19 protein-coding genes are annotated in these 21,979 nt (G+C 64.7%); 15 read left to right on the forward strand and 4 right to left on the reverse strand.

Annotated elements, in window-relative coordinates; all coding sequences use genetic code 11:
- The first annotated feature begins 10 nt into the window (after positions 1-10).
- The 9 genes from DT070_RS00695 to DT070_RS00735 all read left to right on the forward strand — a co-directional run bounded on the left by DT070_RS00695 (position 11) and on the right by DT070_RS00735 (position 11,016).
- Complete coding sequence (locus DT070_RS00695; RefSeq protein WP_122953675.1) at positions 11-1,207, forward strand: acyl-CoA dehydrogenase; 1,197 nt, start codon at positions 11-13, stop codon at positions 1,205-1,207.
- Between the two features lie 100 nt (positions 1,208-1,307).
- Entirely contained in the window at positions 1,308-2,084 is a 777-nt protein-coding gene (locus DT070_RS00700) for a YdcF family protein (RefSeq protein ID WP_122953676.1), read from the forward strand.
- A gap of 139 nt (positions 2,085-2,223) precedes the next feature.
- Positions 2,224-2,922: a TetR/AcrR family transcriptional regulator gene (locus DT070_RS00705; protein WP_122953677.1), complete on the forward strand. Its 699-nt coding sequence runs from the start codon at positions 2,224-2,226 to the stop codon at positions 2,920-2,922.
- Positions 2,919-4,133 carry an efflux RND transporter periplasmic adaptor subunit gene (locus tag DT070_RS00710; protein WP_122953678.1) on the forward strand — a complete coding sequence of 405 codons (1,215 nt, stop codon included), beginning with the start codon at positions 2,919-2,921 and terminating at the stop codon, positions 4,131-4,133. Before DT070_RS00705 ends, DT070_RS00710 begins: the two co-directional genes overlap by 4 nt.
- 13 nt (positions 4,134-4,146) lie before the next feature.
- Positions 4,147-7,362 (forward strand): efflux RND transporter permease subunit, encoded by a 3,216-nt coding sequence (locus tag DT070_RS00715; RefSeq protein ID WP_122953679.1) that lies wholly within the window; start codon positions 4,147-4,149, stop codon positions 7,360-7,362.
- A gap of 74 nt (positions 7,363-7,436) precedes the next feature.
- The gene (locus tag DT070_RS00720; RefSeq protein ID WP_122953680.1) at positions 7,437-8,120 is read left to right on the forward strand and encodes a protein-L-isoaspartate O-methyltransferase; all 684 of its coding nucleotides are present in this window, start codon (positions 7,437-7,439) and stop codon (positions 8,118-8,120) included.
- 41 nt (positions 8,121-8,161) lie between these two features.
- Positions 8,162-8,521: a rhodanese-like domain-containing protein gene (locus DT070_RS00725; RefSeq protein ID WP_122953681.1), complete on the forward strand. Its 360-nt coding sequence runs from the start codon at positions 8,162-8,164 to the stop codon at positions 8,519-8,521.
- 65 nt (positions 8,522-8,586) lie between these two features.
- Positions 8,587-9,945, forward strand: a complete 1,359-nt coding sequence (locus DT070_RS00730) for a TolC family outer membrane protein (protein WP_194965976.1) — start codon at positions 8,587-8,589, stop codon at positions 9,943-9,945.
- Positions 9,946-9,993: 48 nt separating this feature from the next.
- Positions 9,994-11,016, forward strand: coding sequence for a cupin-like domain-containing protein (locus DT070_RS00735; protein ID WP_122953682.1), 1,023 nt, complete (start codon positions 9,994-9,996; stop codon positions 11,014-11,016).
- 128 nt (positions 11,017-11,144) lie between these two features.
- Here DT070_RS00735 and DT070_RS00740 read toward each other — a convergent pair whose 3' ends face one another.
- The 3 genes from DT070_RS00740 to DT070_RS00750 form a co-directional block, all read right to left on the reverse strand.
- Entirely contained in the window at positions 11,145-12,497 is a 1,353-nt protein-coding gene (locus DT070_RS00740) for a 3-deoxy-D-manno-octulosonic acid transferase (RefSeq protein WP_122953683.1), read from the reverse strand.
- Positions 12,494-13,528: a lipopolysaccharide heptosyltransferase I gene (gene waaC, locus DT070_RS00745; RefSeq protein WP_122953684.1), complete on the reverse strand. Its 1,035-nt coding sequence runs from the start codon at positions 13,526-13,528 to the stop codon at positions 12,494-12,496. Before waaC ends, DT070_RS00740 begins: the two co-directional genes overlap by 4 nt.
- A gap of 207 nt (positions 13,529-13,735) precedes the next feature.
- Positions 13,736-15,121: a phosphomannomutase/phosphoglucomutase gene (locus DT070_RS00750; RefSeq protein WP_122953685.1), complete on the reverse strand. Its 1,386-nt coding sequence runs from the start codon at positions 15,119-15,121 to the stop codon at positions 13,736-13,738.
- A 221-nt stretch (positions 15,122-15,342) separates the two neighbouring features.
- Here DT070_RS00750 and DT070_RS00755 point away from each other — a divergent pair, with 221 nt between their 5' ends.
- From DT070_RS00755 to DT070_RS00770, 5 genes are all read left to right on the forward strand, one after another.
- Positions 15,343-16,851 (forward strand): DNA-3-methyladenine glycosylase 2 family protein, encoded by a 1,509-nt coding sequence (locus DT070_RS00755; RefSeq protein ID WP_122953686.1) that lies wholly within the window; start codon positions 15,343-15,345, stop codon positions 16,849-16,851.
- A gap of 259 nt (positions 16,852-17,110) precedes the next feature.
- A complete protein-coding gene (locus tag DT070_RS00760; RefSeq protein WP_122953687.1) occupies positions 17,111-17,635 on the forward strand; it encodes a methylated-DNA--[protein]-cysteine S-methyltransferase in 525 nt (174 codons plus the stop codon).
- The gene (locus DT070_RS00765; RefSeq protein WP_122953688.1) at positions 17,632-18,567 is read left to right on the forward strand and encodes a DMT family transporter; all 936 of its coding nucleotides are present in this window, start codon (positions 17,632-17,634) and stop codon (positions 18,565-18,567) included. Before DT070_RS00760 ends, DT070_RS00765 begins: the two co-directional genes overlap by 4 nt.
- A gap of 8 nt (positions 18,568-18,575) precedes the next feature.
- The gene (locus DT070_RS21165) at positions 18,576-18,746 is read left to right on the forward strand and encodes a hypothetical protein (RefSeq protein ID WP_164483694.1); all 171 of its coding nucleotides are present in this window, start codon (positions 18,576-18,578) and stop codon (positions 18,744-18,746) included.
- A gap of 35 nt (positions 18,747-18,781) precedes the next feature.
- The gene (locus tag DT070_RS00770) at positions 18,782-19,132 is read left to right on the forward strand and encodes a hypothetical protein (RefSeq protein WP_153976308.1); all 351 of its coding nucleotides are present in this window, start codon (positions 18,782-18,784) and stop codon (positions 19,130-19,132) included.
- Between the two features lie 22 nt (positions 19,133-19,154).
- Here the strand turns inward: DT070_RS00770 and DT070_RS00775 are convergent, their stop codons facing one another.
- Positions 19,155-19,814, reverse strand: a complete 660-nt coding sequence (locus DT070_RS00775; RefSeq protein WP_122953690.1) for a DUF1345 domain-containing protein — start codon at positions 19,812-19,814, stop codon at positions 19,155-19,157.
- Between the two features lie 229 nt (positions 19,815-20,043).
- On the opposite strand from DT070_RS00775, the gene DT070_RS00780 reads away from it, so the two are divergent.
- Positions 20,044-21,837, forward strand: a complete 1,794-nt coding sequence (locus DT070_RS00780; RefSeq protein ID WP_122953691.1) for a cytochrome c biogenesis protein DipZ — start codon at positions 20,044-20,046, stop codon at positions 21,835-21,837.
- Positions 21,838-21,979 lie beyond the last annotated feature (142 nt).

Below are 21,979 nucleotides of genomic sequence, written 5' to 3' on the forward strand. Positions count from 1 at the left end.
GAGACACCGCATGAAAACCCAATTCAACTGGCAAGACCCGTTTTTCTTCATGGACCAGCTGAGCGATGACGAACGCGCCATCAGCGAAGCCGCCCACGCCTTTTGCCAGGAAAAGCTGCAGCCCCGCGTACTGATGGCCGCACGCCACGAGAAGTTCGACCGCGAGATCATGAATGAGGCGGGCGCCATGGGTTTCCTCGGCTCCACGATTGAAGGCTACGGCTGCGCCGGCCTCAATTACGTGAGCTACGGCCTGGTGGCGCGTGAAGTCGAGCGCGTCGACAGCGGCTACCGCAGCGCCATCAGCGTGCAGAGCTCGCTGGTCATGCACCCCATCAACGCCTACGGCAGCGAAGCGCAAAAACAAAAATACCTGCCCAAACTGGCCACCGGCGAATGGGTGGGCTGCTTCGGCCTGACCGAGCCCAACCACGGCTCCGACCCGGCCAGCATGCTGACGCGCGCCAAGCCGGTGGACGGCGGCTTCATCGTCAAGGGCGCCAAGATGTGGATCACCAACAGCCCGATCGCCGACGTGTTCATCGTCTGGGCCAAGCTGGAAGACCCCGACGGCAAGGTCGGCGGCCAGGAAAGCATCCGCGGCTTTGTGCTCGAGAAAGGCATGAAGGGCCTTTCCGCCCCCAAGATCGAAGGCAAGATGAGCCTGCGCGCGTCGATCACCGGCGAGATCGTGATGGACGACGTGTTTGTGCCTGAAGCGAATTTGCTGCCCAACGTGAGCGGCCTGAAGGGCCCCTTCGGCTGCCTGAACAAGGCACGTTACGGCATCGCCTGGGGCGCGCTGGGTGCGGCTGAAGACTGCTGGTTCCGCGCCCGCCAATACACCATGGACCGCCAGCAGTTCGGCCGCCCGCTGGCGCAAAACCAGCTCATCCAGAAGAAGCTGGCCGACATGCAAACCGAAATCACGCTGGGCCTGCAGGGCTGCCTGCGCGTGGGCCGGCTGATGGACGAAGACAAGTCGGTGCCGGAGATGATTTCGCTGATCAAACGCAACAGCTGCGGCAAGGCGCTGGACATCGCCCGCCTGGCGCGCGACATGCACGGCGGCAACGGCATCCATGACGAATACCACGTCATCCGCCACATGATCAACCTGGAAACCGTCAACACCTACGAAGGCACGCACGATGTGCACGCGCTCATCCTGGGCCGCGCGCAAACCGGGCTGCAGGCGTTCTATTGATGGTTTGATGATCAAATCGGGTCCTAGCCCAGGTAGCCATTAGACTATTAGCTATATTTTTAATAGCAGATAAAGCAAGCAGGACTTGCAGGGGCAACCGATGGAGCTTGGCGCACTCAAACCGATCTTGACCAGCCTGGCCATGCCGCCGGTTTCTCTGCTGGCGCTGGCCTTGCTGGGGCTGGTACTGGCCTGGCGCAACCACAAAAAAACCGGGCTGACGCTGGCCACCACCGCCGTGCTGCTGCTGGCGCTGTTCAGCAGCTACGGCGCATCAGCCTGGCTGGCGCACAACCTTCTGCCCCAGTTTGCCCCCCTCGACGTTGCCAGCCTCAAGGCGCGCCGGGTGCAGGCCATCGTTATCCTCGGCGGCGATGTGCTGCCCGAGGCGCCCGAGTACGGCAGCAGCCAACCCAATGGCGCCACCGCCGCGCGGCTGCGCTACGGCGCCTGGCTGGCGCGGCAGTCGGGCCTGCCGCTGGCCTTCAGCGGCGGGGTGAGCTGGGCGGCCAACAGCGCAGAAAGGGTGTCGGAGGCCGAGGTGGCCGCCCGCGTGATACAGCAGGACTACGGCATGACGCTGCGCTGGAACGAAGCCGAGTCGCGCGACACCGCCGGCAATGCGCGCCTGCTGGCGCCGCTGCTGCAACAAAGCGGCGTTCAGCGTATCGCGCTGGTGACCCACGCCTGGCACATGCCGCGCGCGGCCGCCGCCTTTGAGCAAGCCGGCCTCGCCGTGACGCCCGCACCCATGGGCTATGTGCTGCCGGCCTCCGGCTTTCTGGCCTGGCTGCCTTCCGCCGGCGGTCTGCAGACCTCGAGCCTGGTGCTGAAGGAATGTCTGGCGCTGGCGCTCCGCCGGTTCATGGTGGTTTGACTTCAGCCGCCGGGCGCCCGGCTTTACCGTGGGTTTACCTTTTACGCTGCGGCGCCCCTCCGGTGCGGTGTAGCCTACGGGGTTTGTGTTGACGGTCGCAAAGTAAGCAGATATATTACTAACCAGTCAGTCAGTAACTATGTCACTTTCCAAACTCTTTTGCGACAAAACCTCCGGCGTCGCCGCCAAGCGCGAACGGCGCAAGGAAGCACGACCCGGCGAGCTGCTGGACGCCGCGCTCGACCTGTTCGTCGAAAAAGGCTTTGCCGCCACCCGGGCTGAAGAAGTCGCCGCCCGCGCCGGCGTCTCCAAAGGAACGCTTTTTCTCTACTTCCAGAGCAAGGAAGAGCTGTTCAAGGCCGTCGTGCGTGAAAACATCTCCGGCCGCTTCACCGAATGGCGCGCAGAGCTCGACGTCTTCGAAGGCAGCACCCCCGAATTGCTGGCCTACTGCATGCACAGCTGGTGGGAGCGGGTGGGCCTGACGCGCGCCTCGGGCCTGACCAAGCTGATGATGAGCGAGGCCAAGAACTTCCCCGACATCGCCGCCTTCTACCAACAGGAAGTCATCATGCCCGGCCACGGCCTGATTCGCGACATCCTGCAGCGCGGCGTGGACCGCGGCGAGTTCGGCCCCATGGACCTGGACTACGCCGTCTACCTTGTGGTCGCGCCCATGATCTTCCTGATCCTGTCGCGGCACACCGCCGGCATTTGTATCAGCAGCGACACCACTCTGGACCCGAAAAAGTACATCGACTTCCAGGTGCAAACCATCCTGGGCGGCATTTCCGCCCCGGCGGCCACAGCCCCTGCAACCCGGAAAGCCGCCGCATGAAGCGCTGGGTCAAGTGGGCGGTCGCCCTTGTCATCGTGCTGCTCATCGCGGGCGGTGTGCTGCGGGCGCTGTCCGCACGCAAGGCCCAGCAGCAGGCGCTGGCCGCCAGCAGCGCCGCGCCCGACATGGGCCTGGTCGAGCTGGCCGCCACCGACGTCGTCAAGGCCCAGGTGCGTGAGGTCGTCCAGGGCCTGCCGGTGTCGGGCTCGCTCAAGGCAGTCAACTCCGCCCTTATCAAGGCCCGTGTGGCCGGCGAACTGCAGGGGCTCACCGTGCGCGAAGGCGACGTGGTCAAGGCCGGCCAGGTGATCGCGCGCATCGATGCGGCCGAATACCAGTCGCGCGTGCGCCAGGCCAGGGAGCAGGCCGAGTCCGCCAAGGCGCAGGTCGACGTGGTGCAGCGCCAGTACGACAACAACAAGGCGCTGGTCGACCAGGGCTTTATTTCCAAAACCGCGCTGGACACGTCGCTGGCCAACCTCAACGCCGCGCAGTCCACCTACAAAGCCGCGCTGGCCGCCACCGATGTTGCCGCCAAGTCGGTGGACGACACCATCCTGAAAGCCCCGATCTCCGGCCAGGTGTCGCAGCGCCTGGCGCAGCCGGGCGAGCGCGTTGGCATAGACACCAAGATTGTGGAAATCGTCGACCTCAGCCGGCTGGAACTGGAAGCCACCCTGAGCGCCAGCGACTCCATGGACGTGCGCGTCGGCCAAAGCGCCAGCCTGAAAATTGAAGGCAGCCGCAAGCAGGTGAACGCCGTCGTGGCGCGCATCAACCCCAGCGCGCAGGCCGGCAGCCGCAGCGTGCTGGCTTACCTCACGATCGACAACCCGGGTGTTAGCGGAACGACGGGCGAAGGCAGCGCCCCACCCTTGCGCCAGGGCTTGTTCGCCCAAGGCACGCTGGGCACAGCGCAGGCTTCGCTGCTGTCGGTGCCCGTCAGCGCCGTGCGCACCGACAAACCCACGCCCTACCTGCAGGCCGTTGAAAACGGTGTGGTGGTGCACAAGTCTGTCGAGCTGGGCGCGCGCGGCAACGCCGGCGGAGATGAAGTCGTCGCGGTGAAGGGGCTGGCCGACGGCGCCCTGGTGGTGCGCGGCGAAATCGGCGCGCTGCGCGAGGGCACCAAGGTGCGGTTCACGCAGCAGGCGCCTGCTGCCGCTGCCCCCGGCCCCGCAGCCAGCGCGGCCGCCAAACCCGCACCCTGAAGGCCAGTGACGCATGTGGTTCACGCAGGTCAGCCTCAGGAATCCCGTGTTCGCCACCATGGTCATGCTGGCCATCGTGGTGCTGGGCCTGTTCTCTTACCAGCGCATGCAGGTCGACCAGTTTCCCAACATCGACTTCCCGGTGGTGGTCATCACCGCCGAATACCCGGGCGCCTCGCCCGAGATCGTTGAAAGCGAAGTCACCAAGAAAATTGAAGAAGGCGTCAACTCGATTGCCGGCATCAACGCGCTGACCTCGCGCAGCTACGAAGGCCAGTCCGTCGTCATCATGGAGTTCCAGCTCTATATCGACGGGCGCCGCGCCGCGGAAGACGTGCGCGAAAAAATCGCCGCCATCCGGCCCAGCTTTCGCGATGAGGTGAAAGAACCGCGCGTGCTGCGCTTTGACCCGGCCAGCCGCGCCATCTGGTCCGTTGCCGTGTTGCCGGATTCCAGCAAAGGCGGCAACGCACTGACAGCCGTCGAGCTGACCAACTGGGCCGACCAGGTGCTGAAAAAGCGCCTGGAAAACGTGCGCGGCGCCGGCTCCGTCACGCTGGTGGGCGGCACCAAACGCGAGATCAATGTCTACCTGAACCCGCAGGCCATGGAGTCGCTGGGCATCACGGCCGACCAGGTGGTCAACGCGGTGCGCAATGAAAACCAGGACCTGCCGGTAGGGGCCATCCGCTCGCTGCAGCAGGAGCGTGTCGTCAAGATCGACGCGCGCATGAAGCGGCCCGAAGACTTCGGCAAGATCATCGTGGCGCGCAAGGGCGCGGCGCCCATCACCGTGGACCAGGTCGCACGCATCGCGGACGGCGCGCAGGAAATCGACAGCCTGGCGCTTTACAACGGCCAGCGCACGCTGCTGCTGTCGGTGCAAAAAGCGCAAGACGAAAACACCATTGCCGTGGTTGACGGCCTCAACCAGGCCATCAAGGACATCCAGCCGCAGCTGCCGCCCGGCGCCCGGCTGGAGCTCATCACCGACGGCTCACGGCCCATCCGCGTGGCGGTCGAGAACGTGCGCCGCACGCTGATTGAAGGCGCGCTGCTGACGGTGCTGATCGTCTTCCTGTTCCTCAATTCCTGGCGCTCCACCGTCATCACCGGGCTGACGCTGCCGATCTCCATCATCGGCACCTTCCTGTTCATGAACCTCTTCGGCTTCACCATCAACATGATCACGCTGATGGCGCTGTCGCTGTGCGTGGGCCTGCTGATCGACGACGCCATCGTGGTGCGCGAGAACATCGTGCGCCATGTGCAGATGGGCAAAGCGCCCTACCAGGCCTCGCTGGACGGCACGCAGGAAATCGGCCTGGCGGTTCTGGCCACCACCTTTTCCATCGTGGCGGTGTTCCTGCCCATCGGCTTCATGGGCGGCATCATCGGCAAGTTCTTCCACGAGTTCGGCGTGACCATCGTGGCCGCCGTGCTGATCTCGATGTTTGTCAGCTTCACGCTGGACCCGATGCTCTCCAGCATCTGGCACGACCCGGCGATTGAAGACCATGGCAAGCGCGGCGCGCCCGTCACCTTCTACGACAAAACCATAGGCCGCGTCACCGGCTGGTTTGACCACGCCACCGATTCGCTGAGCGACAGCTACCAGGGCATCCTGCGCTGGTCGCTGGGCCACAAGCTGGCCACGCTGGCATTGGCGGTCGTCATCTTTGTCACCAGCCTCTTCATGGTGCCGCTGCTGGGCACCGAGTTTGTGCCCAAGGCCGACTTCTCCGAAACCTCGCTGAACTTCTACACGCCCGTAGGTTCCTCGCTCGAAACCACAGAGGCCAAGGCCCGCCAGGTCGAGGCGATCATCCGCGAATTCCCGGAAGTGAAGTACACGCTGGCCACCCTCAACACCGGCAACGCCCAGGGCAAGATGTACGCCAGCATCTACGTGCGCATGGTGGACCGCAAGGCGCGCACGCGCAGCGTCGACGAGATGTCGGGCGTGCTGCGCGAACGCCTCAAGCAGGTGCCGGGCATCACGGTGACGCACGTCGGCCTGCTCGATGCCGTGGGCGGCAACAAACAGGTGGAGTTCTCGCTGCAGGGGCCGGACCTGAAAGAGCTGGAGCGCCTCACCCGCTCCATCAACGACAAAATCCGCGGCATTCCCGGCCTGGTGGACCTGGACTCCAGCGTCAAGGCCGACAAGCCGGTGATTGAAGTCGATGTGCGGCGCGACGCGGCGTCCGACCTGGGCCTGTCGGTCTCGCAGATCGCCGCATCGCTGCGCACCCTGGTGGCGGGGCAGACGGTGGGCAACTGGCGCGCCCCTGACGACCAGACCTATGACGTGAACGTGCGCCTGGCGCCCGGCGCACGCAACGCGCCGCAAGACCTTGAACGCCTGCCCTTTGTGAGCAGCACCATGGGCAGCAACGCCGACGGCTCGGCGCGCATCGTGCGGCTCAACCAGGTGGCCACGGTGAAAGAGTCGACCGGGCCCAACCAGATCAACCGGCGCGACATGGCGCGTGAAGTCGCCATCAACGCCAACGTCTACAACCGTTCGGCCGGCGAGGTCTCCAACGACATCAAGGCCGCGCTGCAGGACTTCAACTTCCCGCCGGGCTACCGCTACCAGTTCAGCGGCTCCACCAAAAACATGGCCGAGTCCTTCGGCTACGCCGTGTCGGCGCTGGTGATGGCGATTTTGTTCATTTACATGATCCTGGCCAGCCAGTTCAAGAGCTTTTTGCAGCCCCTGGCGCTGATGACCTCGCTGCCGCTGACGCTCATCGGCGTGGTGCTGGCGCTGCTGCTGTTCCGCTCCACGCTGTCGATGTTCTCCATCATCGGCGTGGTGATGCTGATGGGCCTGGTCACCAAAAACGCCATCCTGCTGGTCGATTTCGCCATCCGCATGCGCGCCGACCAGGTCGATGTCGACGGCAACCGCGTGCCGGGCATGGCGCGCGGCGAAGCCCTGCTGTATGCCGCCAAAGTCCGGCTGCGCCCCATCCTGATGACCACGCTGGCGATGATTTTCGGCATGGTGCCGCTGGCTTTTGCCCTGACGGAGGGATCCGAGCAGCGCGCCCCCATGGGCCAGGCTGTGATCGGCGGCGTCATCACCTCGTCGCTGCTGACGCTGGTGGTGGTGCCCGTGACCTATTGCTACATGGACGACCTGGCCCAGTGGTTCAAGCGCAAATTCGGGCCCAAAACAGGGGCTGGCGCCCACCCCGCGCCGGTCATGGACGGTCGCTAAAATCAAAGGTTTATCTCGTGAACACCCACTTCACCCCCGTTTCTTCCTTTATTTCGCCAACCCACAGGTCCGCCATGAACTACGAACAAGCCCGTTTCAACATGATTGAGCAGCAAATCCGCCCCTGGGAAGTGCTGGACAACCAGGTCCTTTCCCTGCTCGCCGTGGTCAAGCGCGAAGATTTCGTGCCGCCGGCCCACAAGGCGCTGGCCTTTGTCGACATGGAAGTCCCGCTGGGCGCCGGCCCGGGCCAGTGCATGCTGGCGCCCAAGGTCGAAGCCCGCATCCTGCAGGAGCTGGCCGTGCAAAAGCACGAAAAGGTGCTCGAAATCGGCGCCGGCTCCGGCTACATGGCCGCGCTGCTGGCGCACCGCGCGCAACAGATCATCACGCTGGAGATCGACCCCTCGCTGGCGCAGACCGCACGCGACAACCTGCAAAAAGCCGGCCTCTACAACGCCGAAGTGCGCACCGGCGACGGCGCGGCCAACCTGGCCAAGGCGGTGTCCGCCAACGACCCGCTGCAAGGCCCCTTCGATGTGATCGTGCTGAGCGGCTCGGTGGCCGAAGTACCGGCCTCGCTGCTGGCGATGCTGAAGGTCGGCGGCCGCCTGAGCGCCATCGTGGGTTTTGAGCCGGTGATGCGCGCCACCCTGATCACCCGCGTGGCCGAAGACGCCTGGCGCACCACCCAGGCCTGGGACACCGTCGCCCCGCGCCTTTTGAATTTCCCAGAGCCTTCGGCCTTCAGCTTTTAAGCCTTGAAACCTTTGCCCAAGCCACAGCAGGAAAGCCGACCATGATTGCCCAACTCAGCCCCATCGACTTCGCGGCCTGGCGCGACAACGCCGGCGCCGGCGCGGATGCCCTGCCCGTCGTGCTGGATGTGCGCGAGCCCTGGGAGCTGCAGACCGCCTCGGTGAAAGAAGACGGCTTCAAGCTGGTCCATATCCCGATGCGCGAGATCCCCGCACGCCTGGCCGAGCTGCAAGAGGCCAGCGCCGGCCAGCCCATCGCCTGCCTGTGCCACCACGGCATGCGCAGCCTGCAGGTGGCCAACTATTTGATCCAGAGCGGCGAGTTCCCGGAAGTCGTCAACCTGCACGGCGGCATTGACGCCTGGTCGCAGCAGGTCGACCGCTCGGTGCCGCTTTACTGACACCCCGTTTTTTAAAAGTTTTGATTTCCAGTTTTCAGCCGACCCTTCATTTCTTCAGGACTCTTATGACCACGCCCAAGAAACTGCCGGCCCGCCCGGTGATGTTGCCTCTGTCGATTGCGATCGCCATGGTGCTGGCAGCCGCTGCGCCCCTGGCAGGCGCGCAGAGTCTTGTCGACCTGTACGAGTCGGCACGCGCCTACGATGCGGCCTACCAGTCGGCCAAGCTGCAGTACGACGCCAACCTGGCCAAGGCCGACCAGGCCAAGGCCGGCATTTTGCCCACGGCGGGCATTTCGGCGGGCGTGACGCGCACGGGTTTTGAAAACACCGCACCCGTGACCGACCGCAGCTTCAACACGCAAAACGCCGCGCTGAATCTCTCGCAGCCGCTGTACCGCCCGGGCAACTGGGCCACTTATCAGCAGGCCGCCAAGCAGGTCGATCAGTCCAAGGCGCAGCTGGAGGCCGCCAATCAGGATTTGATCGTGCGCACCAGCCAGGCCTACTTCGACGTGCTGGCCGCGCAGGACACCCTGGCTTTTGTGCGCGCACAAAAAGCCGCGGTGGCCGAGCAACTGGCCTCCGCCAAACGCAACTTTGAAGTGGGCACCTCCACCATCACGGACACACGCGAAGCACAGGCCCGCTACGACCTGGTGATCGCCCAGGAAATCGCCGCCGAGAACGACCTGCGCGTCAAGAAGCTCGCCCTGGACACGCTGGTCGGCAGGACCGAAGCGCAACCCAGGCCGCTGCTGGTGCCGGTCAACCTGCCGGCCATAGAGCCCGCCGACGTGAGCACCTGGGTGGAGCAGTCAGAGCTGGTGCACCCCAACGTGCGCCTGGCGCAAAGCGGGCTGGAGATCGCGGAGCTGGAAGTCAAAAAAGCCGAAGCCGGCCACAAACCCACCGTGGACGTGCAGGCCGCTTACAACGTGACACGCAACCCGTCCGGCACCGCCACCACCATTCCGCCCTTTGCCTTTCGCACCAACACCACCACCGTCGGTGTGGTACTCAACGTGCCGCTGTTTGCCGGCTTTGCCACGCAAAACCGCGTGCGCGAAACGCTCTCGCTGCGCGACAAGGCCCAGAGCGACCTCGAAGGCGCACGGCGCACCGTGGCCCAGGCCACCCGCACCGCCTACTTCGGCGTGCAGTCGGGCCAGGGGCAGGTCAAGGCGCTGGAAGCCGCAGAACTTTCCAGCCAGAGCGCGCTGGACGCCAACAAGCTGGGCTACCAGGTCGGCGTGCGCATCAACATCGACGTGCTGAACTCGCAAAGCCAGCTGTTCCAGACCAAGCGCGACCTGGCCAAGGCACGCTACGACGTGCTGCTGGGCGACCTCAAGCTGCGCCAGGCCAACGGCACGCTGACGCCGGAAGACCTGCAGAAAATCAACGCGCTGCTGGCAAAGTAAACTCCGGCCACCACTCCAACAAAGGCCCCGCATCGGGCCACAATTTTCATGTTGATGCCCACAGACAATCCCTTGCCGCTGCCGATCGAGGCCGAACGGGTGACCGACGCGCCGCGCAATGTGCCCACTGGCCCGAGCTTTCAGGTCATCGAGGAAACCACTTGGGAAAAACTGGAAGCCTCCGGGCGGCAATTGCCTTTTGAGCGGCCCGTGCTCGTCAAGGGCGGCGTCAAGCATTGGCCGGCCTTCAGCAAGTGGTCATTCGAGCATCTCGCCAATGTCTGCGAGAGCAAAGGCTCCGAAGCCCCGGTGAAATTCACCGACGGCCTGGTCGAGCAAGGCGTGACCAAGGGCCGGCCTTTTTTGCCGGTGGCGCCTTACCTGCGCGAACTCAGCAAGCAATCGCTCGCCACACCCGACCCCGCCGCAGGCCTGCTGCCCAAGGCACGGCTGGAGCAGCTGCGCCAGCAACCCGGCGAGCGCTTTCACCTGAACTGGGCGCACATGCAGTCCTTCAAGCCCACCACGCTGTACCTGGCGCAGTGGGACATCCTGGAAACATTCCCCGACCTGCGCAAGGACCTGATGATCAAGAGCCTGTGGCCCGGCCAGCGCCTGACCTGGGAATACGTCTTCATGGGCCCGGCCAACACCGTCACCGGCCTGCACAACGACTTTCCGCACAACTGGTTTTGCCAGCTCAAAGGCACCAAGGAGTTCATCCTCTTCCCGCCCGACCAGCGCCAGCACATGTGCCCCGCCAAAAAATACGACTGGGGCGCCACGCTCAGCGACATCAACGTCTCGCGCCTGCCCGAACAAGCGAAGGAACTCGCCTCCTTCGAAAAAGCCAACGGCATTTATGCCCGTGTGGAAGCCGGCGACGCCCTGTTTGTGCCCCGCCGCACCTGGCATTCGGTGGTGTCGGTGGAGCCGTCGATCAGCTTGGGCATGTTCGGCCTTACGCCGTATGAAGTCGCCACCGGCGGCGCCTGGGCGACGCTGCGGGACTGGGCGCATCATTTGCGCCTTTACGCCTGGAACAACTGCACCTGCCACCAAAAGAAGTAGCGCCCACACCCCAACCCGTTCGCCCTGAGGTATCGAAGGGCCGGCACACCACCAGGCTTCGAGACCTCACCCCAACGGGTAACAGGTGCTTGAACGGGAAACCTGCACTCGTCAGGTAGACCTGAAGATCAGGCCGGCGCCTTGAGGAAATTCTCCAGGGCACTCACCGTCTTCCCCGTAGCTCCGCGGTTACGGTCCGCAAAAGCCAGCCCAGCCGCCACTGCCCGGGCGCGTGCGTCGGGTCTGTCCATCAGCTTTCTAGCGGCGCGCACGCCCTGCTCCATGTCGACCACACGCCGGGCAGCGCCTTCTTCGACCGCCAGCTCAGCCGCTTCGGTGAAGTTGAAGGTGTGGGGGCCCATCACCACCGGGCAGCCGCAGGCGGCAGCTTCGATCAGGTTTTGCCCACCCAGTGGCGCAAAGCTGCCGCCCAGCAGGGCGACGTCGCTCATCGAGAAATACAGCGCCATCTCGCCGAGCGAATCACCGAGCCACACGTCGGCCTGCTGCGCGTCGTCGCTGGCCGCGGGGCCGCCGGCGGCATCGTCCCAGCCGGAGCGGCGCGAGACGCGCAGGCCATGCTGCTGGGCCAGCGCCTCGACCTCATTGAAGCGCTGCGGGTGGCGCGGCACCAGCAGTACCTTGAAGCGGCTTCCCGTGCCTTCGGCATTCGCTACTGTTTTGATAGCGTCTTGTCCATGCTCTGATTGGGCTACAGCACTTATTTCCTTAAAAAACATGTCCTCTTCGCCCTCACGCGAGCTGGCGAACATCAGCACCGGCTGCGCCAGCGTGCGGCGCCAGACCTTGCCTTTTTCCTGCTGGGCGTCGTCTGCGGCAGCGTCGAATTTCAAATTGCCAAACACTCCCGCCACCACGGCGCCCGCCTGGCGAAAGCGCCGGGCGTCGTCGTCCGTCTGCGCATACACCGCCGACAAGGCGGCGTAGGCAGGCATCGAAAGCGGCGACATCTTCAGCGCCTGTTGCAGCGATTTTTCAGACAGGCGCCCGTTGACGAGCACCAGCGGCATGCCGCGCGCCTCGGCAGTGCTGACCAGCGTGGGCCAGATTTCGGTTTCCATCAGGAGGCCGAGACGCGGCTTGAAGTGATCAAAGAAGCGCGCCACCGCGCCCGCGCTGTCCCAGGGCTGCCACACCTGCACGTCGCCAGGCTGCAGCAAAGCCACGCCCTCAGCGCGGCCGGTGGCGGTGCCGTGCGTCAGCAAAATGCGCAGGCCCGGGTGCTGCGCACGCAGCGCCTTCAGCAAGATGGCCGCCGTGCGGGTCTCGCCCAGCGACACGGCGTGCACCCAGACCAGTTCAGAAACCGTTTCAGCCGGCTGGGTGTAGCGGCCAAAGCGCTCTTCCACCGCCTCGAGGTAACCCGGCTCCTGCTTGCCGCGCCGCGCCAGCTTGCGGCGCAGCAGCGGCTGGCCCAGCCACATCAGCAGCGAATACAGCTTGAAAGCAAACGCGCTCATGCCGCCCTCCCGCTGCAGGCCAGCCAGGCTTGCCAGACGGCATCGACGCCCGGGGCGGGCTGCGCGAACACGCTGACCTGCCGCCCGCCGGCACCGCTGCCTTCGGGGCCGGTGCGCCAGGCGGTGTCGAAGTTGTAGATCTGCACATGCGGCAAATCGAGCGCCACGGCGATGTGGCTCACGCCGCTGTCCACACCTATCACGCCGGCGCATTGGGCGAGTTCTTGCGTCAGCGCATCCAGCGGCAGCAGCGGCCACACGACGGCCATCGATGGCGCGGCACTATTCAGCGCCTCGGCAATCGCTTCGCTGGTGGCCAGCTCTTTCGCATTGCCATGCGCCAACGCCACCTGGCAGCCGGCTGCGTTCAGCCGCTGACCCAGCGTCACCCAGTGGCTGAGCGGCCATTCCTTGTTGGCGCGCGAGGTGCCGTGCACAAACGCGATGCGGCCGCCGGCAGCCTTCTTTGCTATCGTTTCAGGAGCGCCTGGCCCATACCCCACCTGGGCTGGGGGCACTTTTAATCCGAAATCCGGTTTGGCACCGAAGTTATAGCCTAGCGCGCGCGCGGCCAGCTCACGTGATCGCCGCACCGCATGAATGTGCGGCTCCACCGCAATCGCCACATCCGCCACCCAGCGTGTGGGTGCCTCGTAACCCGATCCGTCCGTCTGGTTGGCCAGGGCGTAACGCTTGCCACCCGGCGACAGTGTGGCCAGCCGAGCCACCACGGCAGACTTGGTCAGCCCCTGCAGGTCGATCACGGCGTCGTAGGCGTCCTGCTGCAGGTCGCGCTTGAAGGCCCGCCATTCCTGCCGCGTCGCGGCCGTCCAGAAAGACTTGCGCCAGCGCCGGATCTCACAAGGGATCACGCGGTGCAGGCCGCCCGCGCGCGCCAGCAGCGGCGCAAAGGCTTTTTCCACCACCCAGTCAATCTGCGCATCCGGCAAGGCGGCGCGGATGTCCTGAACCACCGGCAGGGTATGCACCACGTCACCGAGGGAGGACAGCTTGACCAGGAGAATTTTCATTAGGGCGGTAGAAGCAGAAAACGCTGATTCTAGGTGTTGGCCCCTCTGCCGTTCGCCCTGAGGTATCGAAGGGCCAGTGCGCTACGGGGCAGGCTTCGATACGCCGTCGGCGTAACCAGTCCTGAGCTTGTCGAAGGGTCAGCCCCAAACAGAGTGAGGTTCAGCCTGATTGAAGCGGGGAGCGGGGTTGCGCCCGGAGGGGTTGGCTCAGTGCGCCGAAGCCGCAAAGCTGGCATCAGGCTTCACGCTGCGCAGCAAGGTCAGCATGTCCGCCTCAATCCGCTCCAGCGCCGCCTGGGTATGCCCTTCAAAGCGCAGCACCAGCACCGGCGTGGTGTTGGAGGCACGGATCAGGCCAAAGCCATCCGGCCAATCCGCGCGCACGCCATCAATCGTCGATATCTTGGCAGGCGCCGCAAACTTCGCCGACTTGATCAGAGCCTCCACCACCGTATGTGGCTCGCCCTCTTTGCAAGCCACATTGAGCTCAGGCGTGCTGAAGCTGGTCGGCAAGGCATTGAGCACAATGCCGGCGTCGGGCACGCGGCTCAAAATTTCGAGCAGGCGTGCGCCTGCGTAGGTGCCGTCGTCAAAGCCGTACCAGCGTTCCTTGAAGAAGATGTGGCCGCTCATCTCGCCGCCCAGCGGTGAGTCGACCTCTTTCATCTTCGCCTTGATGAGCGAGTGGCCGGTTTTGTACATCATGGCCACGCCGCCAGCGGCCTCGATCTCGGGCGCCAGGCGCTGCGAGCATTTCACGTCAAACAAAATGGTGCCGCCCGGCACGCGCGAGAGCACGTCGCGGGCAAACAGCATCATCTGACGGTCGGGGTAAATGTTCTGGCCGTTCTTGGTCACGATGCCCAGCCGGTCGCCGTCGCCGTCAAAGGCCAGGCCCAGTTCGGCGTCGCCGCTTTGCAGGGCCTTGATGAGGTCCTGCAGGTTTTCGGGCTTGCTCGGGTCGGGGTGGTGATTGGGAAAGTTGCCGTCCACTTCGCTGAAGAGCTCAGTGACTTCGCAGCCCAGCGCACGGAAGATGGCGGGCGCCGACGCACCGGCGATTCCGTTGCCGGAGTCGATGACGATTTTCATCGGCCGCTCAAGCTTGATGCCGGAAACGATGCGGTCGCGGTAGGCCGCGCCCACGTCAACCTGGCGGATGGTGCCGGCCTGCGAAGGCAGTACCCATTTGTCGCCTTCAATCACGCGGCGCAGGCCCTGGATTTCTTCGCCGTAAATCGCACGCCCGGCCAGCACCATCTTGAAGCCGTTGTAGTCCTTGGGGTTGTGGCTGCCGGTGACCTGGATGCCCGAGCCGGCCAGCGTGCTGGCCGCGAAGTACAGCATGGGTGTGGTGACCATGCCTACATCGATCACGTCGATGCCGGTGGCGGCCAGGCCGCGCATCAGTGCCGCGCTGAGGGCAGGCCCGCTGATCCGGCCGTCGCGGCCGACGGCGACTGCCTTTTCGCCTTCAGCCAGGGCCGCCATGCCGAATGCCTTGCCCAATGCCTCGGCCATGTCTTCATGGATGGTGGACGGCACCACGCCGCGGATGTCATAGGCCTTGAAGATGGACGGGTTGATTTGCATCGATGCGCTTCCTGGAGGGAGTCAGAAAAAAAACTGATTTTCATTGTAGGGGCCGGCCCCCGCGCCCCCTGTAGGCCGCAGCCTTTTCCAGCAGGTCCGTTCAGACTATTGCGACCCCGTCAAAACCACCCAAAACAGCCCCAAAACAAGGATTTTCAAGCCCTCAGGGACATGTCCGAAAACGGCTAGTTCAAAGCACCCTGCGGCGTATCATTTCCCACATGAACCGCGAAATCACCCCTCTTGCCGACAACGACTGCTACCTCGCCCTGAAGGCGCGGGACGCCCGTTTTGACGGCAGCTTTTTTACCGGCGTGACCTCCACCGGCATCTACTGCCGGCCGGTCTGCAGCGTGAAAACGCCCAAGCGTGAGAACTGCCGTTTCTTCCACCATGCCGCGCAGGCCGAGAACGCGGGCTTTCGCCCCTGCCTGCGCTGCCGGCCCGAGCTGGCGCCGCATTCCGTCGTCTGGTCCATCCAGGACGCCTCTTACATCCTGGCGCACCAGGCGGCGCGGCTGCTCGATGAACCCGAAGTGTGGGCCGAGGAAGCGCCTTCCGTCGAAAAGCTGGCCGCCAAGCTGGGCGTGAGCGACCGCCATGTGCGGCGTATTTTTGAGGCGCAGTTCGGCGTCTCCCCCATGCAGTATCTGCAAACGCACCGGCTGCACACGGCCAAACAGTTGCTGGCCGACACCAACCTGCCGATCACGCAGGTGGCGCTGATCAGCGGCTTTGCCAGCGTGCGGCGTTTTAACGCGGCCTTTGTCGAGCACTACAAACTCAACCCCACGCAGCTGCGGCGCCAGGGCCCGGCGCGCGTCGGCGAGGTGGGCGAAGGCGTCACCGTGCGGCTGGGTTACCGCCCGCCTTATGACGTGCAGGCCATGCTGGCTTTTTTCACCAAACGCTGCATCAACGCGATTGAATTCGTCACGCCCGATGCAGCGCAGCCCGCGCTGGGCCGCACCTTCAGCATCGAGGCCGGCGGCAAACTGCACGCCGGCTGGCTGCTGGCCAGCTTTGACAAGAGCCGCTCGCAACTGGTGCTGCGCGTGAGCGACTCATTGCGCGAAGTGCTGCCGCTGGTGATACGCCGCGTGCGCACCACGTTTGACCTGGACGCCGACCCCGTCACCATCAACAGCGTGCTGCATGCGAGCTTCCCCGAAGGCGACGGCCTGCGGGTGCCGGGCGCGCTGTGCGGCTATGAGCTGGCCGTGCGCGCCGTTCTGGGCCAGCAGATTACCGTGGCCGCGGCGCGTACGCTGGCGCAGCGCATGGTGGACCGCTTTGGCGAGCCGGTCGAAACGCCGTGGCCGCAGCTAACGCGGCTGTTCCCGTCGCCCGCCGTGCTGGCCGCCGCCAGCGGCGATGCGCTGGGGCAACTGGGCATCGTCAAGCAGCGCCAGGCGGCGATCGTCGGCATTGCCGAAGCCGTAGCCGGCAAACGGCTGCAGCTGCACAGCGGCGCCGACATGAATGCCACGCTGGCCACGCTGAAAGACTTGCCCGGCATCGGCGACTGGACGGCGCAGTACATCGCGATGCGCGCCCTGCGCTGGCCCGACGCCTTCCCGGCGGGCGACGTGGCGCTGCACAAGGCGCTGGGTGTGCAAGGCATGAAGAACCCGGCCCGCGAAGCCGAAGCGGCCTCCGCCGCCTGGAAACCCTGGCGCAGCTACGCGGTGATTCGCGCCTGGAGCGGCACGCTGGAGCGGCCCGGCTGACGGTGCAGCGAAATCGATTCATTGATTCGCTGATTCATCGCAATTTATGCGTTTACGGAATGAATGCACGGCTTCGATTTCATTGGACGGAATGGCGCCTTCAGGCGACCATCGCCGTCGAATGGTTGAGGTGCGCTTTCCGCCGCTGACGCGCAAGAAAGACGACGACATAGTTTGCTACTAAATTGATAGCTAATTGCCCATGTCCTATATGGGCTACAACCCTAAAACACTCTCAACCACTCAAAAGGTGACAAAGATGAAATTCGACAACTCCATCGTTCAGACCACATTCCAGAGCCCGCTGGGCAAGATGATCATTGCTGCAACCGACAAGGGCCTGGCCGGCACCTGGTTTGCCGGCCAGCGCCACCTGCCGCCGCAGCTGGTCGAGCCTTATGTCTGGCGCGAAGACCCCGACCACCCGGTGCTGAAAAAAGCCATTGCGCAACTCACCGAGTACTACGCCGGCACACGCACAAGCTTTGACCTGCCGCTGGACCTGGCTTACGGAACAGCCTTTCAGCAATCGGTGTGGCAGGCTTTGCTGGCCATCCCGCAGGGCGACACCACCAGCTACGGCGAGCTCAGTCACCGCATCGGCAAGCCAGCCGCAGTACGTGCGGTAGGCGCGGCGGTCGGGCGCAACCCCGTCAGCGTCATCGTGCCCTGCCACCGCGTGGTCGGCGCTGATGGCTCACTCACCGGTTACGCTGGCGGCCTCGATAAAAAAACAGCGCTGCTCAAGCTGGAGGGCGCACACATGAAGGAGACCTTGTTTTGAGCTCAAGCACCACCGGGCTGGCCACGCCCGCCGCTATCGCAACGGCTCCCAAAAGCTGGGCCGCCGACTTCATCATGCTGGCGGCGATCTGGGGCTCGTCGTTTCTTTTCATGCGCATCAGCACGGTGGAGTTCGGCCCGCTGCCGACCGCCGCCGTGCGCGTGGGCATCGCCGCGCTCTTCCTGCTGCCCATCGTCTGGCTGCGCGGCCTGCTGCCTGATCTGAAGAAAAACTGGAAGAAGATTTTCCTCATCGGCATCCTCAATTCGGGCATTCCGTTTGCCTGCTTTTCGTTTGCGCTGCTGTCCATCACCACCGGGCTGTCGGCTATCCTCAATGCGACGGTGCCGATGTTTGGCGCGCTGATCGCCTGGCTGTGGCTCAAAGACAAACCCAATGCCTCGCGCATCCTGGGCCTCATCGTCGGCTTTGCCGGCGTGGCCATGCTGGCCTGGGACAAAGCCACCTTCAAGCCCGACGCCTCAGGCATCGCGCCCGGCTGGGCCGTGCTGGCCTGCCTGTTCGCCTGCATCTGCTACGGCATCTCGGCCAGCTACACCAAGCGCTACCTCACCGGCATGCCGCCGCTGGTGACGGCCGCCGGCAGCCAGATCGGCGCCACGCTGGGCCTGGCCTTGCCGGCCGCCTGGCTGTGGCCGGCGCATATGCCCAGTGTGAACGCCTGGCTGGCGCTGCTGGCCGTCGGCGTGGTCTGCACGGGCGTGGCCTACATCCTGTTTTTCCGCCTGATTGAAAACGCCGGCCCGCCGCGCGCGCTGTCGGTCACCTTCCTGGTGCCGGTGTTTGCCGTGATTTACGGCGTGCTCTTCCTGGGTGAGCACGTCACGGCGTGGATGATCATTTGCGCGGTGGTGATTGTCATCGGCACGGCGCTATCGACCGGGCTGCTCAAGCTGGGCCGCAAGGCCTGAACACAGCGATGACGTCGGCCCGCAAGACCAAGCTGAAGATCAAGCTGGCTGCGCCCAAGCCGCGCAACCCGCTAGTGGCGGCGGCGGTGCAGCGCAAGGCGGGTTCGCACCGCAAATCCGAAGCCAGCCTGCGCAAGAAAGAGAAGATGGCCTTGAAAAAGCAGCTGTTTCAGTTGTAATACGCGAACCGGTGCCGCCTGGCGTCAAGCCCATCATGAAAACATACCTGCTCCCACTGTTCGGCATTTTGCTCGGAAGCGTGGCCGCTGTCTGGGTCTTCGCGGTATTGTTCAGCACGCCTGTGGCCAAAGTCTTTCCAGAGGCGGCGCTACCGCTGGGTCTTGCAGCCGCGGCATCCTTCGCTCTGGCCAGGATGGAGCCCGGGAAATGGAAGCTGCTGGCAGGTTCGGTCGCCCTTCCCACCGTGCTCCTGGCCGCCCTGCTGCTCATCGCCTTGTGGACGGAAGGCCGGGGTGATTGGGGTTGGGCTGTGGTCGCCGGTGCAGTGCTGGCCGTTTGCATGGCTTCAGGCTGGCTTGCGCGGGTGAAGAACCAGCGGGTCTAACCTGTGGTTCGAGCAGCTCACCCTACTGCAACGACCCCGCCACCACATTGATGCTGAGCGCCAGGATCAGCATGTTGAAACCGAAGGACAGCACGCTGTGGATCAAGGTCAGCCGGCGCATTTCGCGTGAGGTGACTTGCACGTCTGAGACCTGCGATGTCATGCCGACCACGTGGGCGTAGTAGAGAAAGTCAAAGTAGTCCGGATCCAGCCCGCCGGGAAACTGCAGGCCGGGGCCGTCGGGCTCTTTTTGCTTTTCTTCAAAGTAGTAGCGGTGCGCATAACGAAACGCAAAAATCGTCTGGATAAACAGCCACGAGGCGGCCAGCGCCGCGATGGCGAGGGCGATGTGCAGGGTGCGCTCCATGCCGGACAGGCTGCGTGACTGCTGCATGGTGACGGTGATGGCGGCCACACAGGCCATGGTGGCCAGCAGCATCAGCAAAAAGAGCACCACGCTGGGTTCGTCTTGTGCCTGTGCGCGTTCGCGTGTGCGTTTGGCGTCAAAGCGCACGCACAGCCACCAGGCCAGCCCCAGGTAAATCCCCACCCCGACACACCAGCCCAGCAGGCCGCGAAATTGCCATACAGTGGGCAGCGGCAGTGCCGCGGCGGCAAGCCCGGCGACCAAGCCGGCGATGAGGCGCTGGGGCGCGCTGGTTTCGGAGAGGTGTTTGCGCATGAGGCATTGTGAGGCCGAGCCGCCCCGTTCTTCAAGCCATGGATGCCGGTTAGCCATTCGGCCGGGTTTTGTATGGCTTTGTATCTGGCCCGTACGGGGATACAGCCGCATGCGAAGAGGCCCCGCCCGCGACACAGCGGCGATACGAAGCGGCGGTTCAATCACGGAAGCCATCACCGGCATTGATGAACCCCTGCGAGCCCTAACCAAGCTTCACCCGAGACAGACCATGACCCTCCTGATCCTTGCCTTCCTGGGCGGCGTGCTCACCATCGTGAGCCCCTGCATTCTTCCTGTGCTGCCCTTTGTGCTGGCGCGTGCCGGCAAGCCTTTTTTGAAAAACGGTTTGCCGATGCTGTTGGGCATGGCGCTGGCCTTCACTGGCGTGGCCACGCTGGCGGCTGTGGGTGGCGGCTGGGCTGTTGAGGCCAATGAATACGGTCGGATCGCCGCGCTGGCGCTGCTGGCCGTGTTTGCCTTGACGCTGATGTTTCCCGCGCTGGCCGATCGCCTGGCGCGCCCGCTGGTGGCGCTGGGCGCACGCATCGCGGCCTCCGGCGACGGCGGTGCGCTCAAGGACCACGCCTTTGCTTCGTCGCTGTTGCTGGGTGCCGCCACCGGCCTGCTGTGGGCGCCCTGCGCGGGGCCGGTGCTGGGCCTGATCTTTACCGGTGCGGCCATCCAGGGCGCGAACGTCGGCAGTTCGCTCTTGTTGCTGGCTTATGCGGGCGGCGCGGCGACTTCGCTGGCGCTGGCATTGGGAGTGGGCGGGCGGGTTGCGGCGTTGATGCGGCGCTCGCTCGGCGCCAGCCAATGGGCGCGGCGCGGCATGGGGGCGGCGGTGCTGGCCGGTGTGGCCTTGATTGCCACGGGCCTGGACACGGGGCTGCTGAGCCAGCTGTCGTTGAGCAGCACTTCCCGGATCGAGCAGAAACTGATCGACACCCTGAAGCCGGAGGGGATGCATCCGGCCGGTGTGGAGGCTGACGCACCTTCACCCGAAGCGCAAGCCATGCCTCTTGTTCCGGCAAAGTCAGACGTCCCGGCCGCGCCCGTAGCCAGCCACGACCAAACCTTCGCCCCGCTTGCCGGTGCCACCGGGTGGATCAACTCACCCGCCCTGTCCGCCGCCGACCTGCGCGGCAAGGTGGTGCTAGTCGATTTCTGGACGTATTCGTGCATCAACTGCCTGCGCACGCTGCCCTTTATCAAGGCCTGGGCCGACAAGTACAAGGATGCCGGCCTGGTGGTGGTCGGTGTGCACTCGCCGGAGTTTGCGTTTGAAAAGAGCCCGGACAACGTGCGCAAGGCCGTGAAGGACTTGGGGCTCACCTACCCGGTAGCCATCGACAGCAACCATGCCATCTGGCGCGGCTTTCACAACCGGGCCTGGCCGGCGCTGTATTTCATCGATGCGCAAGGCAAGGTCAGGGACCAGCTGCTGGGTGAAGGGCGTTACCAGGAATCGGAGCGGCTGATCCAGAAACTGCTGGCGGAGAATGGCAAAACCACCGGCGCCGGCGGCTTCGTCAACGCGCAGGGCGAAGGCACACAGGCCGCGCCCGGCAGTGACGCGCAATCCGGCGAAACCTATGTGGGCTATGAGCGCGCGGCGGGTTTTGTGGCCGCGGGCGGCTTGCAGCCCGACCGGCAGCACCGCTACGAGAGCGCCAACAGCCTGCGATTGAACCAGTGGACGCTGGGCGGCGATTGGGCCGTGGAGGCCGAGCGCGCCGTTGCGGTGCGCGCGGGCGCGCGCCTGGCCTATCGCTTTCACGCACGCGACTTGCACCTCGTGCTGGGGCGTGAGGCCGGCGCCGGCCCGGTGCGTTTTCGCATCCTGGTCGACGGCAAGCCACCCTTGAAGGAACACGGCACGGACGTTGCCGCCGACGGCAGCGGCGTGATTGACGCACACCGGCTGTACCAGCTGGTGAGGCAACCGGCTTCGGCGCAAGAGCGCCTGTTTGAGATCGAGTTCCTCGACCCCGGCGCGCAGGTGTATGCCTTCACGTTCGGTTGATCCGGTTGATCCGCTTCATCAACATCATCAACACCCGCAATACCCGCAACGACACAGGAACACCCCATGAAAAAAATCTGGTTCGCGTTGACTTTCTTCCTGGGCGGCTTTGCGCATGAGTTGCGCAACCCGGTGAGCTGCC

It is taken from the genome of Polaromonas sp. SP1 (genome assembly GCF_003711205.1).
Lineage (GTDB): Bacteria > Pseudomonadota > Gammaproteobacteria > Burkholderiales > Burkholderiaceae_C > Polaromonas.